This is a genomic window from Streptomyces atratus (assembly GCF_014648655.1).
Classification (GTDB): domain Bacteria; phylum Actinomycetota; class Actinomycetes; order Streptomycetales; family Streptomycetaceae; genus Streptomyces; species Streptomyces atratus.
This window is the reverse complement of the sequence record NZ_BMRN01000037.1, coordinates 58,265-73,626: the sequence shown is the minus strand read 5'-3', so window position 1 is coordinate 73,626 and position 15,362 is coordinate 58,265. Positions and strand designations below refer to the sequence as shown.

Annotated in this window: 13 protein-coding genes and 2 pseudogenes; 5 read left to right on the top strand and 10 right to left on the bottom strand. The window is 69.2% G+C overall.

The window, feature by feature from the left end; translation table 11 throughout:
- Positions 1-101 precede the first annotated feature (101 nt).
- Positions 102-296, top strand: a pseudogene (locus IEZ15_RS45505) (tyrosine-type recombinase/integrase); the annotation flags it as partial.
- A 161-nt stretch (positions 297-457) separates the two neighbouring features.
- Here IEZ15_RS45505 and exaC read toward each other — a convergent pair.
- From exaC to IEZ15_RS34500, 7 genes and pseudogenes are all read right to left on the bottom strand, one after another.
- Positions 458-1,981, bottom strand: coding sequence for an acetaldehyde dehydrogenase ExaC (gene exaC / locus IEZ15_RS34530; protein ID WP_189280868.1), 1,524 nt, complete (start codon positions 1,979-1,981; stop codon positions 458-460).
- A gap of 105 nt (positions 1,982-2,086) precedes the next feature.
- Positions 2,087-3,337: a GAF domain-containing protein gene (locus tag IEZ15_RS34525; RefSeq protein WP_114249522.1), complete on the bottom strand. Its 1,251-nt coding sequence runs from the start codon at positions 3,335-3,337 to the stop codon at positions 2,087-2,089.
- Between the two features lie 105 nt (positions 3,338-3,442).
- Complete coding sequence (locus IEZ15_RS34520) at positions 3,443-4,036, bottom strand: N-acetylmuramoyl-L-alanine amidase (RefSeq protein WP_189280867.1); 594 nt, start codon at positions 4,034-4,036, stop codon at positions 3,443-3,445.
- A gap of 25 nt (positions 4,037-4,061) precedes the next feature.
- Positions 4,062-4,741 (bottom strand): annotated as a pseudogene (locus IEZ15_RS34515) (acetamidase/formamidase family protein).
- Positions 4,738-5,109: a hypothetical protein gene (locus IEZ15_RS34510; protein ID WP_229846310.1), complete on the bottom strand. Its 372-nt coding sequence runs from the start codon at positions 5,107-5,109 to the stop codon at positions 4,738-4,740. Before IEZ15_RS34510 ends, IEZ15_RS34515 begins: the two are co-directional and overlap by 4 nt.
- Before the next feature lie 414 nt (positions 5,110-5,523).
- The gene (locus IEZ15_RS34505; RefSeq protein ID WP_189280866.1) at positions 5,524-6,894 is read right to left on the bottom strand and encodes an SWIM zinc finger family protein; all 1,371 of its coding nucleotides are present in this window, start codon (positions 6,892-6,894) and stop codon (positions 5,524-5,526) included.
- Positions 6,891-9,773, bottom strand: a complete 2,883-nt coding sequence (locus IEZ15_RS34500) for an SCO1167/SCO6262 family helicase (protein WP_189280865.1) — start codon at positions 9,771-9,773, stop codon at positions 6,891-6,893. The genes IEZ15_RS34505 and IEZ15_RS34500 overlap by 4 nt, the downstream gene beginning before the upstream one ends.
- Positions 9,774-10,066: 293 nt before the next feature.
- Here IEZ15_RS34500 and IEZ15_RS34495 point away from each other — a divergent pair, with 293 nt between their 5' ends.
- The 3 genes from IEZ15_RS34495 (at position 10,067) to IEZ15_RS34485 (ending at position 11,984) form a co-directional block, all read left to right on the top strand.
- Positions 10,067-11,146: a fatty acid desaturase family protein gene (locus IEZ15_RS34495; protein ID WP_189280864.1), complete on the top strand. Its 1,080-nt coding sequence runs from the start codon at positions 10,067-10,069 to the stop codon at positions 11,144-11,146.
- Positions 11,147-11,230: 84 nt separating this feature from the next.
- Complete coding sequence (locus IEZ15_RS34490) at positions 11,231-11,413, top strand: tail-anchor membrane protein (protein ID WP_114248565.1); 183 nt, start codon at positions 11,231-11,233, stop codon at positions 11,411-11,413.
- A 40-nt stretch (positions 11,414-11,453) separates the two neighbouring features.
- Complete coding sequence (locus IEZ15_RS34485) at positions 11,454-11,984, top strand: MOSC domain-containing protein (RefSeq protein ID WP_189280873.1); 531 nt, start codon at positions 11,454-11,456, stop codon at positions 11,982-11,984.
- Positions 11,985-12,077: 93 nt separating this feature from the next.
- Here the strand turns inward: IEZ15_RS34485 and IEZ15_RS34480 are convergent, their stop codons facing one another.
- Together IEZ15_RS34480 and IEZ15_RS34475 are read right to left on the bottom strand one after the other, a co-directional pair.
- The gene (locus IEZ15_RS34480; protein ID WP_189280863.1) at positions 12,078-13,130 is read right to left on the bottom strand and encodes a hypothetical protein; all 1,053 of its coding nucleotides are present in this window, start codon (positions 13,128-13,130) and stop codon (positions 12,078-12,080) included.
- Between the two features lie 141 nt (positions 13,131-13,271).
- The gene (locus IEZ15_RS34475; RefSeq protein WP_114248566.1) at positions 13,272-13,580 is read right to left on the bottom strand and encodes a hypothetical protein; all 309 of its coding nucleotides are present in this window, start codon (positions 13,578-13,580) and stop codon (positions 13,272-13,274) included.
- 108 nt (positions 13,581-13,688) lie between these two features.
- Here IEZ15_RS34475 and IEZ15_RS34470 point away from each other — a divergent pair, with 108 nt between their 5' ends.
- Complete coding sequence (locus IEZ15_RS34470) at positions 13,689-14,591, top strand: oxygenase MpaB family protein (protein WP_189280862.1); 903 nt, start codon at positions 13,689-13,691, stop codon at positions 14,589-14,591.
- Between the two features lie 24 nt (positions 14,592-14,615).
- On the opposite strand, the gene IEZ15_RS34465 is transcribed toward IEZ15_RS34470, so the two are convergent.
- On the bottom strand, positions 14,616-15,215 hold the full coding sequence (locus IEZ15_RS34465; protein ID WP_189280861.1) for a class I SAM-dependent methyltransferase: 600 nt from the start codon (positions 15,213-15,215) through the stop codon (positions 14,616-14,618).
- Positions 15,216-15,362 lie beyond the last annotated feature (147 nt).

Sequence of the window (15,362 nt, the reverse complement as noted above, 5' to 3'; positions counted from 1 at the left end):
CGGAACTCAGGCGAGTACTTCGATGTCCCCAACGGGAACTCCTGTCCTATGGATCTTCACGATCCAATGATCAGGGTGTCCACGATCAAGGGGAAACGCCCGACCTACGCCACGCTGGCATCTCGTTCTGGCTGGCCTCCGGTGTAGACCCTGCCGAGTGCGCGCGAAGGGCAGGACAGAGCATCCAGGTGCTCTTCCGCTATTACGCGAAGTTCTTGGCTGGAACACGTGACCGCGCCAACCAGATGATCGAGCTTTCGATGAACCACTGGGAGGCGACGCGGATGCCGAGTTAGGTGCAGGCTGGTCCGGATATATTCCGGACCAGCTGGTCAGGGCGTGGGCGACAGTGGGGCGAACTGGGAGCAAGCGATCATTTCGCCTTACTGCTTGATTGCGGGCAATGAAGGGCGCCTGGCTGGGAGTTTCCCCAGCTCAGGCGCCCTTTTCCATGCCTTTAGAAGAAGCCCAGCTTCTTCGGCGAGTACGACACCAGAAGATTCTTCGTCTGCTGGTAGTGCTCCAGCATCATCTTGTGGTTCTCGCGGCCGATCCCCGACTGCTTGTAGCCGCCGAAGGCGGCATGGGCCGGGTACGCGTGGTAGCAGTTCGTCCAGACCCTGCCTGCCTGGATGGCACGGCCAGCCCGGTACGCGGTGTTGATGTCGCGGGTCCATACGCCCGCCCCGAGGCCGTACAGCGTGTCGTTCGCCGTTCCGATCGCGTCGTCGAAGTCGGAGAAGGACGTGACCGCCACGACCGGGCCGAAGATCTCCTCCTGGAAGACCCGCATTCGGTTGTCGCCCTCGAAGATGGTCGGCTGGACGTAGTAGCCACCCGCCAGCTCCCCTTCGTACTCGATCCTCTGACCGCCCGTGAGGACCTTCGCGCCTTCCTGCTGGCCGATGTCCAGGTACGAAAGGATCTTCTGCAACTGGTCGTTGGAAGCCTGGGCGCCGATCATCGTGTCCGTGTCCAGCGGGTGTCCGGGCACGATCTTTTCGGTGCGGGCGATGCCCGCCTCCAGGAATTCGCTGTAGTGCCCGCGCTGGATCAGTGCGCGCGACGGACAGGTGCAGACCTCGCCCTGGTTGAGGGCGAACATGGTGAAGCCTTCGAGGGCCTTGTCGCGAAAGTCGTCGTCCGCGTTCCACACGTCGTCGAAGAAGATGTTCGGCGACTTGCCGCCCAGTTCGAGCGTCACCGGCTTGATGTTCTCGGAGGCGTACTGCATGACCAGCCGCCCCGTGGTGGTCTCACCGGTGAAGGCGATCTTCGCGACACGGGGGCTGGAGGCGAGGGGTTTGCCGGCCTCCGCGCCGAAGCCGTTGACGATGTTGACGACGCCGGGCGGAAGGAGGTCGGCCACCAGCTTCAGCCATACGTGGATGGAGGCCGGGGTCTGTTCGGCCGGTTTGAGGACCACTGCGTTGCCCGCCGCGAGCGCCGGGGCCAGCTTCCAGGTTGCCATCAGGATGGGGAAGTTCCACGGAATGATCTGCGCGACGACGCCCAGCGGCTCGTGGAAGTGGTACGCGATCGTGTCGTCGTCGATCTCGCTGAGCGATCCCTCCTGGGCGCGCAGCGCACCGGCGAAGTAGCGGAAGTGATCGATGGCCAGGGGGATGTCGGCGGCCAGGGTCTCGCGTACCGGCTTGCCGTTGTCCCAGCTTTCGGCGACCGCCAGTTCCTGCAGGTGCGCCTCCATCCGGTCGGCGATCCTGTTGAGGACGGAGGCGCGGTCGCCTGCCGCGGTGGCTCCCCACGCGGGCGCCGCGGCGTGTGCAGCGTCCAGGGCTCGTTCGACGTCCTCGGCACTGCCGCGGGCGATCTCGGTGAAGGGGCGGCCGTTGACGGGGCTGGGGTTCTCGAAGTACTGGCCACGGGCGGGCGGGACGTACGCGCCGCCGATCCAGTGGTCGTAGCGGGACTCGTACGAGACGATGGCGCCCTCGGTGCCCGGCGCGGCGTAACGGGTCATCTCTGTGGCCTCCTGGATCCGGTGCCGCCCGCCGTTGGACGGTCCTCGGCGTGAGGGTAGGCAGCGTAACGTTGCAACCCCGTTGCGTGGGCGGCGGTGGAGCGGCTACCGCTGCTCGGCGTCCAGTGCCCGGGCCCTGGCGAGGAGCGCGGGCCGCTGTCCCGCGGGTACGGCCGCGGCGAACGCCTGCCAGACCGGGAGATCGTCCTCGCCCCATGGGCTGTACGCCCAGTCGGCCAGCAGCCCCGGGTCACCGCGAGCGATGAGCGCTGCACGCAGCTGCTCGTCGAGCCGGCGCCGCAGACGGATGACGGATGGTGCCTGCGAGCCCGGCAGCAGCGGACCCGCGTAGGCGCTGAGTGCCGCTGCCACCGCTCCGGATGCCAGTCTGCGCGCCACCGTGTCGAAATCGGCGTCGACCGGCGCGGAAAGACGGTAGGGGCGGGAAAGGAGGAGTTCGGGGCCGAGCAGCCGCCGCAACCGCGAGAGTTCGGCCCGCAGCGTTACCGGGGTCACCGACTCGTCCTCGTACAGCTCGACCAGGAGTTCGTCGCCGCCGAGGCCCTCGGGGTGGCGGGCCAGCGTCACCAGGATCTCGCTGTGCCGCCTGCTGAGCGGGATCTTGCGGCCTCCCGTGACGAGCAGGGCCTCGTCCCGGCCGAGCGCACTGAGCTGTACGGTCTCCCCAGCCGGCGAGGGTGCGAGGAGTGCCAGCTGCGACTCGGCGGCGCGCGCCACCGCCTGCACGAACGCCAGGCTGTGCGGATGCGCGAGCCGGTCCCCACCGGTGATGTCCACGGCGCCCAGGACCCGTCCCGTGTGCGGGTCGTGGAGCGGCGCCGCCGCGCACGTCCACTGCTGGACCGGCCGCAGGAAGTGCTCGGCGGCGAAGACCTGTACCGGCCGGTCCACGGCGATGGCCGTACCCGGCGCGTTCGTCCCGGCCACGGACTCGGCCCAGCGGGCGCCCTCCACGAAGTTCATCCGGCCCGCGGCCCGTCGGGTCAACGCGTGCCCCTCGACCCAGAGCAGTCTGCCGTGCGCGTCGCACACCGCGAGAAGATGTTCGCCGTCCGTCGCGTACGCACTCATCAGCTCACGGATCAGCGGCATGGCAGGGGCCAGGGGATGTCCGTCCCGGTACGGCCCGAGGTCGTCCGCGCCCAGCTCGACCAGGGCCGCACCGTCCGGGCTGACCCTGGCCCGGGCCGAGCGCCGCCACGACTCGCCGACCACCGGCCGCACCGGCCGCTCCAGCCGTCCGGCAGTGGTGAACACCTCGTGTGCGTGCCGCAGTTGGCCGAGCCGTTCACCGGGGTCCGTATCGGCTGCCAGGGCCACCCAGGGATCCGTCAACTCACCCTCCCGTTCAGGGGTGTCGTGCACACCCCATCGTGGCCGCAGCCGACGTCTGCGACAACCACGGTGCGGAGAGCAATCGGACGTGGCGACGAAGGTGCGTCAGCCGGTTCCGTAGAGATTGACGAGACGGATGTAGCGCACCCAGTCCCAGTTCGGGCCGGGATCGGTGTGGTCGGTGCCCGGGACCTGGGCATGGCCGAGGATGTGCGCGCGGTCCTTGGGGATGCTGTAACGGTCGCAGACCGAGGCGGTCAGCAGTGCCGACTTCTCGTACATGGCGTTGGTGAAGTACGAGGGCTGGTCCACCCAGCCCTCGTGCTCGATGCCGATGCTACGTGTGTTGTAGTCCCAGTTGCCTGCGTGCCAGGCGATGTTCTGCTCCCGGACGCACTGGGCGACATAGCCGTCCGCCGAGCGCACCACATAGTGCGCGGAGACCTGTTTCGCCGGATTCTGGAAGATCCCGATCGTGTTCGGAAACGTCTCCTGGGTGACATGGATGATCACGTACTGGATGGGATAGGACGAAGGGCGGGTCGACGCCGTGCAGTTGGACGTGGACGCGGGTGTCCAGTGGGCGAGCGGATAGTCGGTGTCGCCTGCCGCCGTGGAAGCCGCAGCGCGGGCGGAGGCTGGGATCAGCGCGGCGGCCGCCGTCGCGGCGGCGCCCTGAAGGATCCTTCTGCGGTGCATGAACACTCCTGTGGGGGGAAGAGGGTCAGGGGCTGGGCAGCAGTGTCGCAGTCTCCCGCAGATGACGGTGGTGTCCGCGATGGGGATCGCCTGCGGGCAGCCACTCCTTGCGGATCTTCGCCACACAGGTGTAATTGGTGTCGCACACATTGGCCAATGGCGCCTCACCGGCCTGGCTGACCAGCTGGTAGGCATCGAGTCCGGACAGGCCGTAGTCGCGTGCCAGCCACTGCACCAGGTCCAACTGCGAGATGCGGAGGGCGTCTTCGAGCGGACGGGCCGAGCCGGTCGACATCAGATGGGTGTCGGACTCGATCCGCGGCCACGGTGTCGTGACACCCTTCAGCAGCTCGGCCAGCACCAGCGTGTTCATCGCGCATTCCACGGCGACCCCGCAGGACAGAGGCACGGTCGTCGAGGCGGCCCAGTCCCTGGCCGGTTCGACGGACACGAAATGCACCGCGACCGTGTCGCCAGGTTCTGCACCCACCACATGGAAGGGGCCGGTCTGCGGGTTGAGGAAGGGGAATTCGCAGACCGAGGAGACCAGGTCCTTCTCGGACCGCACCCGGCCGGCGAAGCAGTCCTCCGTGTACACATCGAGGAATGTCCGCGGCTCGATACGGGCGACCGGCGCCGCTCCGCCGAGGTCCAGGCGTACTCGCCCTCCCTGGGGCCGACGGTCAGGATTCGGGGGTCGTTCATCGTTGCACCGCTCCTGTCTCGGGTTCTCCGGCCGGCTCCGGGGCGTCGTCAAGATGGATCCGTCCGGTCTGTGCCACCCGCTCCGGATGTCTGCGCAGCAGTACCGTCAGCACAACGATCCCGATCAGCATCCAGACACCGACGACCGGACCGCCGTACGGGACGGGCGCACTCAGCTCGGAGACGAAGTCGAAGGCCGGAATCCCGGCGGCCGTCAGCAGCGCGGGGACGAACGCCGCGATGGCGGCTCCTGCCGGAATGGACGCGGCGATGGCGGCGGCCGGTGCCATCGCCGTGATGCTCTGGAAAAGGACTTCGCGCAGCCCGATGGCATCGCGTAACAGTTCGCTGCTCGAATTCCTCGACACCGCGTGGCTCCCTTTGTCCGATGACCGGAAGGTGTTCTCCGGTGTACGGCCGAGCATCTCGCGCGCCCTACCGTACGGGCGTCGCGCGAGTGGTGGAAGACGGCAGGAGCCCGAATTCGGGTGCGTGGGCGGGAGAAGTCGCCGGATCACGCCTGCTCGCCCGTTGCCGTCCCGGTGGCACACACCGTTGCGAGCAGGATGAGCGGCAGGCCGACGACAAGGGAGCGACGGACAACACGCCTGGACATGCGGCCTCCTGAGGGACAAGCAACCCGTGCGGCCACCTGGTTCCGCCGCTCCCTCGATGCACAGCCACATCGAATTGAACGCAAGGGCGGAACGTGACGACGGGCGGGGGCCGGGCGTCCTGCCCGGCCCCCGCCCGTTCGCCGCCGATCGGCCCCGATGATGACCTCAGTCGTCCGACACGCTTGAGCCTGCCAGCGCCGCCGCCGGATCGTCATCCGCCGGCCCTGCCGGAACCCAGCGCCCGCTCTCCTTGCGGTACGGCCACCAGCGCCCGTCCCGCCCATACCGCAGCTGTACGCCGTCTTCGACAGCGGTCCAGCGATTGCCCGCCGACTGCAGGCGGGGCTGCTCGCCCTCCTCCCACGCCTCGGCGAGCCGGGCCCGGGCCCTGGCCAGAGACTCCGGGTCCGGCGTCCACTCCTCATCCAGCACGGTGAGCGCAGCCGCCCCGCCGTACTGCCAGGCACGCACTGCCGCATCGAGTCCGGCTCGCGGCCGCCCCGATCCGGCTGCCAGCCGTGTCGCGATCCAGGGCTCGGGCCGGGTGTTCGCGACCAGCCGCACGGCATCCTGCTGCGGCGTCAAACCGGTCGGCAGCGGCTGCTGTTCATGGCCGGGGGAGAGAGCGTCCGCCAGCATCCGGTGGGCGCGTGCCGCACTGTCAGTCGCCAGCAACTCCAGTACCGCCGGATCGACGCCGGGCTCCGGCTGGCTCTCCGTGTCCAGCGACGGCGCAGGGCCGGGCTCAGCTGGCAGCGGCGGGGGAGCGGGCAGCGGGGGCAGGATGTCGCGCGCGGCGAAGGTCTCGTCCGCCCGTACGCCACGGTCCGTCGCCTTGGTGCCGGCGGCAGCGGACCCGTCGGAGAGGGCGGCAGGGCCGAACGGCCCGTGCCCCTCGGCGCGGGCCGCGATGCGCAACTGGAGCTCGTCCAGGAGCCTCCGCTCGCCGCGCCCCCGCATGAGCAGCAGGACGAACGGATCCTGGTCCAGCAACCGCGCCACCTGGTAGCACAGGGCAGCAGTGTGCGGGCAGTGGTCCCACGCCTCGCAGGTGCACTCCGGGTCCAGATCGCCGATCCCCGGCAGCAGTTCCACACCTGCCGCCGCAGCGTCCTCCACCAGGTGCGGCGGCATCTCGCGGTCGAGTAGCGCCGCAATGTGCCCCGCTCTGTCGACGGCCATGTCCAGGAACCGTTCCCATTCCGCCTCGTTCAGTTCCTGGAGGAGCACATCACTGCGGTACGTGGACGAGTCCCGGTCCCGGACGACCGCGGTGATCCGGCCGGGGCGTACGGAAACCGCACCGACCCGGCCCTCGCGGGCGAACATCCGCCCCTTCTTGAGCTGTTCACCGTCCAACGCGGTGTCCTCCAGGGCCTTCAGCCATGACCGGCCCCACCAGGACTCCGCGAAGCCGCGGCCATGCGCGGGCGGCAGCGCGGCGAAGGTACGTTCCTGTATCGGCGCCGGGGCATCGCTCCCGTCGCCTTCGTATCCTTCACGGTCGTATCTCCCGCTGTCGTATGCGTCGCTCATCGCGTGCCCCCTCGCAGCTCCACCAGATCGGCCAGTTCCGCATCCGTCAGTTCGGTCAGCGCCGCCTCGCCCGACCCGAGTACCGCGTCCGCCAGCCCCTGCTTGCGGGCCAGCATGTCGGCGATCCGGTCCTCGATGGTGCCCTCGGCGATCAGCCGGTGCACCTGCACCGGCTGGGTCTGCCCGATCCGGTAAGCGCGGTCGGTGGCCTGCGCCTCCACCGCCGGGTTCCACCACCGGTCGAAGTGCACGACATGGCCGGCCCTGGTGAGATTGAGTCCGGTGCCGGCCGCCTTCAGCGACAGCAGGAAGACCGGGGCCTCGCCCGCCTGGAAGCGGTTCACCATCGCCTCCCGCTCTGCGACCGGTGTACCGCCGTGCAGGAACTGCGTGCGCACCCCGCGCGCCGCCAGATGCTGTTCGAGCAGCCGGGCCATCTGTACGTACTGGGTGAACACGAGCACACTCGCGTCCTCCGTCAGGATCGTGTCGAGCAACTCGTCCAGCAGCTCCACCTTTCCCGAACGGTCCTCGATCCGAGGCTCCTTCTCCTTGAGGTACTGCGCCGGGTGGTTGCAGATCTGCTTCAGGGCCGTCAGCAGCTTTACGACAAGGCCCCGCCGGGCGAAGCCGTCGGCGCCGGAGATCGCGGCCAGTGTCTCCCGCACCACCGCTTCGTACAGCCCCGTCTGTTCCGCCGTCAGTGACACCGTGCGGTCGGTCTCGGTCTTCGGCGGCAGCTCGGGGGCGATGCCCGGATCCGATTTGCGACGTCGCAGCAGGAACGGCCGCACCAGCGCGGCGAGCCGCTCGGCCGCAGCCGGGTCGCCGCCCTCCGCGGTCCGCGCATAGCGGGTACGGAAGGTGCCGAGCCGGCCCAGCAGGCCGGGCGTCGTCCAGTCGAGGATCGCCCATAGCTCGGACAGGTTGTTCTCCACGGGGGTGCCGGTGAGCGCGACGCGTGCCTGTGCGCCGATTGTCCGCAGCTGCTTGGCCGTTGCCGAATACGGGTTCTTGACGTGCTGCGCCTCGTCGGCGACAACCATGCCCCACCGGATCTCCGCGAGCTTCACCGCGTCCAGCCGCATCGTGCCGTACGTGGTGAGGACGAACTCGCCGTCCACCAGGTCGGCCAGGCTGCGCGATCCGCCGTGGAAGCGGCGTACCGGCGTACCGGGCGCGAACTTCTCGATCTCCCGCTGCCAGTTCCCCATGAGCGAGGTCGGGCAGACCACGAGCGTCGGCCCTGCTGCCGAGTCGATGCTCTGGCGGTGGAGATGCAGAGCGATGAGTGTGATGGTCTTGCCGAGCCCCATGTCGTCGGCGAGACATCCACCGAGGCCGAGCGAAGTCATGGTGTGCAGCCAGTTCAGGCCGCGCAGCTGGTAGTCGCGCAGCGTGGCGGTGAGTGCCGGGGGCTGACCGACCGTCTGCTGCCCGCCGGACTCCGGGTCGGCCAATCGGCGGCGCAGCTGCTCCAGCCAGCCGGTGGCCCGGACGCCGACCCGACGGCCGCCGACCTCGGTGGAACCGGTCAGCACGGCTCCGAGCGCATCGATCGGAGTGACCTTGCGGTCCTGGGTCTCGCGGGCGCGCTGTGCCTCCTCGGGGTCGATCAGCACCCACTGGTCGCGCAGCCGCACAACCGGCCTGTTGGCCTCGGCCAGGCGGTCCAGCTCGGCGCGGCTGAGCTTCTGGTCGCCCAGCGCGAACCACCAGTTGAACGTCAGCAGCGCATCGGCCGACAGGAGCGGCGGCGTGTCCGAGCCGGTGCGGACGAACCCCTGGTGTTCCTGACTGTCCCCGTCGTCGGGCGGACCGATCACCGCACGTGCGGTGAGCTTGCGGGCCAGTTCCTTGGGCCAGTGGATCTGGACCCCGGTCGCGGCGAGTGCCCGTCCGGCGGGGCCGAGGAGTTCGCCCAGCTCTTCGTCGGCCGGTTGGATGGAGTCGGGCACTGCGGCCGACAACAACGGAGTCAGCGGTGGCCAGGCACGGGCGGCCCGGCGCAGCGCCAGAAGGGCATCCATCCGGGCCCGGGGGCCGAAGGCGGCAGCGGTCGGCGCGGACCCCGCCCAGACCTCGGCGGCATCGGCCACCAGCGCCGGATCGCTGACGCTGTGGATCTGGAGAACAGCACGGAAGGACGGCCCGGCGGTCGGCTCGTCGTCCTCGCCCGGGGATGTCAGCCCGGACACCTCCATCCGCAGCGAGAGCCGGACGCCCGCATCGTGCCCGGCCGCGACATCGGTGGCCCAGGCCCGTTGACCGGGCAGATGCTGTGGTGCGTCGGCGGCGAACGCCGGGCCGCCGGTGGCGAAGGCCGCGGCGGGGGTGCGCGGCAGGCCGTCCGCCACCGCGTCGAGGAACGCTCGCAGCAGGAGCTCGGGATCGGGCAGCAGCACGGCCTGCGCGGTTCCGTCGAGCGGCACCGCGTGGGCCAGGGGCGGCATCGAGGCCGCGAGCGTACGGATCCGCGACTGATCGTCGGCGGTCAGCGGCCCGGCCCGCCAGGTATCGTGATCCGTCGCACTCAGTCCTGGCAACAGCAAGCCACGGGCGACGAGTTGCAGAGCGAGCAGCGCAGCGGCACCCCAGAACTCGGCGGCGCCGGAGGCATGCGCCGAGGCCCGCGCTCGCGTCAGTACGGGCAGCGCGTCCCGGACCGGAAGCAGCAGCGCCGGTACGGCGTACGTTCGCGCGTCGGCGCCGACGACGGTCAGCTCCTCGACGGAACCGGGACCATCGGGCGGACTGCTGCCGTCCGGACGCCAGAAGGCGATACGGCCGGTACGGGAGGGATCCGCGGGCAGGAAGACCACGGAGCAGCTGGAGAGTGCGGAGATCTCGGAGAGCGTTGCCGCAGGGAGCCTGTGCACAGCGATGCCGAATTCCTCAAATTTGACTAGTTGGGTCGGGTCGCCGAGGGTACTCCATCAATGCGTATCTCCGTGAGCGGAATCGCCGTGATCCAGGTCACTTTCGAATGGCTCGGCCGCCCTGCTCGGCTGCTGGGCACGACTGCGCGTAGCGCCCAGGGGTGTAGCCAGCACCCCCCTGGGGGGAGGGGGCTTACCCCCGGAAATCCCGGGTGGTGGCGCCATGGTTGCCACACCTCTGGTCACCGTACGTTTCTACAGGTCAGCGCAGCTTCCCAGAGACCGGAGACCCAATGCCCCAGGCCGTAGCCACCGCCGTGGAAGGTACCCGTGACGGTGCGGGAACTGCTGTAGGCGCCGGCGGTACCGGAATCGCCCAGAGCCAGGGAAGCGACTTCGCACCCCTCCTGCGCGCGGTCAAGGGGCAGGGACTCCTGGAGAGGCGCACCGGCTGGTACGCGATGGGCATCGCCACCAACCTGGTCGCTCTGGGTGCCGTGCTCACCGGCATGTTCCTCCTCGGCAACACCTGGTGGACCCTGCTGCTCGCATTGCCACTGTCGATCTTCTGGTCCCGCACCGCGTTCGTCGGGCACGACGCCGGACACGCCCAGATATCGGGCGACCGCAGGGCGAGCCGGGCCATCGGCCTGGTGCACGCCAACCTGCTGCTTGGCATGAACGAGGCGTGGTGGAACGACAAGCATGTACGCCACCACGCCAACCCCAATCACATCGACAAGGACCCCGACGTCGGCGTCGGCGCCCTGGTATGGACCCAGAAGCAGGCCGCCCAGCGCGAAGGCTTCGCCCGCTGGCTCACCCGCAACCAGGCCCGGCTGTTCTTCCCGATGCTGCTCCTCGAAGGCATTGCGCTCAAGATCTCCGGCTTCCAGTACTTGCGGCAGCAGCCCGCCCGGGAACGCGCCCTCTCGGCACTGCTCCTGGTCGCCCACCTCGGTCTCTACGCAACACTGCTGCTCACTGTCATGTCCCCCGGGAAGGCTGTCGTCTTCGCGCTGTTGCACCATGCGCTGTTCGGGCTCCACCTGGGCATGGCTTTCGCACCGAACCACAAGGGCATGGAGATGCCCGATCCCGACGGCGACCGCTGGGGCCACCTCCAGCGTCAGGTACTCACCTCGCGCAACGTACGCGGCGGCGTCCTCACCGACTGGTTCCTCGGCGGGCTCAACTACCAGATCGAGCACCACCTCTTCCCGAGCATGCCCCGACCGCATCTGCGACTGGCGCAGCCCATGGTGCGCGCCCACTGCGAGGCGCTCGGCATGCCGTACACGGAGACCGGACTGATCGAGTCCTACCGGCAGGCGCTCCAGCACATGCACGAGGTCGGCGAACCCCTCAGGTGAGGACTTCGGCCGGCTGGAACCGATGGGCGGGCACAGGCGTTCTCACAGCAGGAGCGGCCTCGGGCCGCGAAGGAGGCGTGGACGATGTCGAACAGTGCAAAGATCGCCATCGGGGGAGTCGTTGCGGCAGTCATCCTGATGCCGTTCATCGGATTCTGGCTGTCACTGCTGGTCCTGATCGGAGTTCCGGCGGTCGCGTATCTGTTGCTGGATCCCAGTCAGCGACGCAGGCTCCGCAGGATCACCCGCAAGGAAATAGGCCGCTGACCACATGCTGAAACAGGGGGGCTCCGCAGTGAGCGGGACAGTGACCGTGGTGAGCAGTAACGAGAAGTATTCCTTCACCAAGCCGAACCGCCCGAGTGTCACCCTGCTGGCCGGGCTCGGCGTGGAGGGAGATGTGCATGCGGGAGCCACGGTCAAGCACCGGTCCCGCGTCGCACAGGATCCCACCCAGCCGAATCTGCGCCAGGTTCACCTCATCCACGAGGAGCTGTTCGGCGAATTGCGGGCAGCCGGATTCGAGGTCGCCCCGGGCGATCTCGGAGAGAATGTCACCACCAGCGGTGTCGATCTCCTCGCCCTGCCCATCGGCACTCTGCTGCACCTCGGCGACGAGGCGGTGGTCGAGGTCACCGGCCTGCGCAACCCATGCCTGCAGATCGACAACTTCCAGGACGGGCTCCTCAAGCGGGTCGTCGGCCGGGACGAGGCGGGCCGGATCGTGCGCAAGGCCGGAATCATGGGCACCGTCACGGTCGGCGGAGTCGTCCGGCCGGGCGACCCGATCGAGGTCGAGCTGCCGGTCGGGCCGCATCGGGCGCTGGAACGCGTGTAGTCCGGATCGCGTCTGAGACGTGGCCGGACCGCGACTTCGGTCGGGTGGCCGGTAGTCGACCGTCGGTCTGCTGCCGAGTGCCGACAGCCGCGTTCAGCCAGGCCGTACTGCGAGCGCGTCCAGTGCCTTCAACAGGCCGGGCAGTCGCGTGCCGCGCCCGACCGGCAGCACCTCGCCCGGTTCCTCGTCCAGCAGGATGAAGGCGATGTCGTCGGTCCTGGCGACCAGCGACCAGCCGGGCCCGTCGGCGCGCAGCATTCGGGCGTCGCCCGTGGCGAAGGAGGACCGGACGCGGCCGGGCGGCGGCGGGGTGTCCACATAGGCGCGCGCCTCCGCGAGCGCCCGCCTCACACCGGGGTGCACGCCGGACGGTGTCTCCTTCGCGGGGTTCTCGGCGGTGGCGTCGGACCCGTCGCTCTCGGCCTCGGCTCCAGTGTCGGCCTTGCCCGCGCCTCCGGCCGCAGAGTCGGCCTCGACGTCTACCTCAGCCTTGGGTTCGACCTTGGCCGCAGCGTTGAGCTCGTCGTCCTGGTCCTCGCCCTCAGGCCCGGCATCGGCGTCGGCACTGTCCTCCTCGGCGTCGACGTCATCGCCGTCCTTGCCCCCGGCGCCGTCTGCCCCGCCCGGAGTGATGAAGGCCGTCTCGTCGTCGATCTGCTCGCGCCAAGCCACCCACTGGTGCGCTATCTCGTCCGCACCCATGCGCCGCTGGGCCGGCCCCCACGACTCCGTGTCGGGCGGGGCCAGCGGCGCCGGATCGGTGCCCTCGGCCTCCGGCTCCGGCAGCGGATCGTGCGGGGCGGCCACTCCCGGCGCGGCGACCCCCACCGCGAGCGGCCAGCCGGGCAGCGAGCAGACCACCGAACGGTCGTCGGGGGAGAGGTCGTACTCCATTCCGCAGTCCCAGGCCGCGATCGCGACAGCGACCAGCGACACGTCCTCGACGACGACGGTCCAGCGCGCACCACTGCCGTCCTGGCCGAGGACCAGCCCGTATCCCTCGTCGTACGGTTCGAGGGTGAGCGCCGCACACGCGGCGGGGTAGTCGTCACCGAGCAGGCTCGGGAACTGCGCAGGTGTCAGCAGCACCGCGGTGAGCACATACAGTGCGTCGTCGTCGGCGACTGTGTCACTCGTCCCGGCCACGGCACCCTCCTTGTCCGTCACGGTTGTCCGTCGGCGCACCTTAACGAGTCCGTAACCCGCTCGTCGAGGCCCTGACAAGGGAAGACTTGGTCCCGGACCAGAGGTGAGGACGTGGGGCCGCGGTCCGGTGGATGGCGGGCCTCAGTCGGCGGGCAGGCCGAGCAGCGTACGGGCCACTGCCTGCGGCGACTCGTCGCGCTCGCGGGCCAGTGCGATGACGGCCCGGCAGGCCAGCTCGCTGACACCGAAGGAGAGCGCCTCGGGCGACACCCAGCCGCTCGCCTCGTCGATCCGCGCCTGATCGTCCTCCACGGATGCCGAGACATAGGTGGCTGCCGCCTCGAACAGATTGTGCTGCCTGGGCCGGTCTTCCCTGAGGGGTGCTGCTGACCGCGCGCCCTTCCGGTCGGCGGAGACAACTTTCCGCAGGCTGCCGATTATGTCGATCATGGAGACCGCCCTTCCGGGGAACCGTGAGCGCATGACGTGCTCGTACACACTGAGGTCTTCCCCATCGACGTAGAGTTGGACCTCCGACCGAGAAATGGGGGCAGCACGGTGAAGCGGTACGACCGGCTGAAGGAGATTCAGCGTCTCGATCCGGAACGGGACTTCCTCCGGATCTACCGGATCACGGCAACCTACGAGTTTCCGTGGGACATCGCCCGCGCTCTCGAACTGGCTCTGTATCGTACCTATGCAGTCCCCAGCATCGGCCGACTTCTCGCGGAGACAGCCGAACTGACGGACCGTGCGCAGAAGCGTTACGACGACACCGCGCTGCTCCTCGACACGGTCGTGGAGCACGGCTTCGAGAGCGACCCGGGGCGCACGGCCATCCGCCGGATCAATCAGATGCACCGCAACTACGACATCAGCAACGACGACATGCGCTATGTGCTGTGCACCTTCGTCGTCACCCCGAAGCGGTGGCTGGACAGCTACGGCTGGCGTCGGCTGTCCGACCATGAACTCCGGGCGTGCGCCGCCTATTACCGGACCCTGGGTGCCCATATGGGCATCAAGGACCTGCCGGAGACGTACGAGGACTTCGAGCGCACCCTCGACACCTACGAGGCCGAGCGCTTCGGCTGGGACGAAGGGGGACGCCGCGTCTCCGACGCCACGCTGGACCTGATGGGTTCCTGGTATCCGCGTCCCCTGGCTCCCGTCGCGCGGAAGGCCGCCCTGGCGCTGCTCGATGATTCGCTGCTGCGGACATTCCGCTACGAACGCCCGGGCTCCGTGACCCGGCACCTCACCCATGGCGCCCTGCGCCTGAGGGCACGGGCCGTGCGACTGCTGCCGCCTCGCACCACCCCGCACTTCGCCCGGCAGAACCCGGAGATCAAGGGCTACCCGGACGGCTACGAGGTTTCCGAGCTCGGTACGTTCCCCACCTCGGGCATCCGCGGTTGTCCGGTCCCGCACGAGCGACGCCCTGGTGCTGCGGCCGAGTGAGCAGGAGTGGGGAGCGCTCGCAGGTCAGAGCGTCCGTACGGCAAGGGCGAGGAACCGGTCGTCCTCATCCGTGTACGACTTGAGCCGCCAGCCCGAATGCGTCAGCAGCGGGCGGAGGTTGTGCTCGGCACGCAGGTCGTCGTCCGTGATCCGGCGGCCGTGGCGCGCGGCCAGGGCGGCTCGACCGATGGGGTGGAAGAGGGCCAGCTGCCCGCCCGGCCGCACCACCCGCGCCAACTCTGCCAAGTCCGTTCCGGGACGCGAGAGATGGGAGATCAGCCCAGCCGCGAACACCGCGTCGAGCGACTGCGGCCTCAGGGGCAGGCGGGTGACATCCGCGAGGAGCAGCGCTCCGCTCCGGCCGCGTCCCGCCCGTACCGCCGACTCCAGCATCGCCGCCGTGAGGTCCACGCCCAGGACCGTGCCCCGCGGTCCCACGGCCGTGCGCAGAGCGGGCAGCGCCCTTCCCGTACCGCAGCCGGCGTCCAATACCACGTCACCGGGGTCCAGTGCGAGGGAGTCGACGGCGGCGGCGTAGGCGGGCCCGTCGTCGGGGAACCGGCTGTCCCAGTCCGCAGCGCGGGCCGTGAAAAAGTTTTGGACGTGTGTGTGGTCATCGGCCATACGGACATGATCGCGTAGTTGCTACAGGAGCGAAACAGAGCGAAACATCGGGAAATGGGGTGCATGTTCGAGCACTGCGTGATCGTTCGGGAACATCTCTCTGTCATATTTCAGCAGCTTTCGAAATGCGCCCCTGGCACGTGCCCC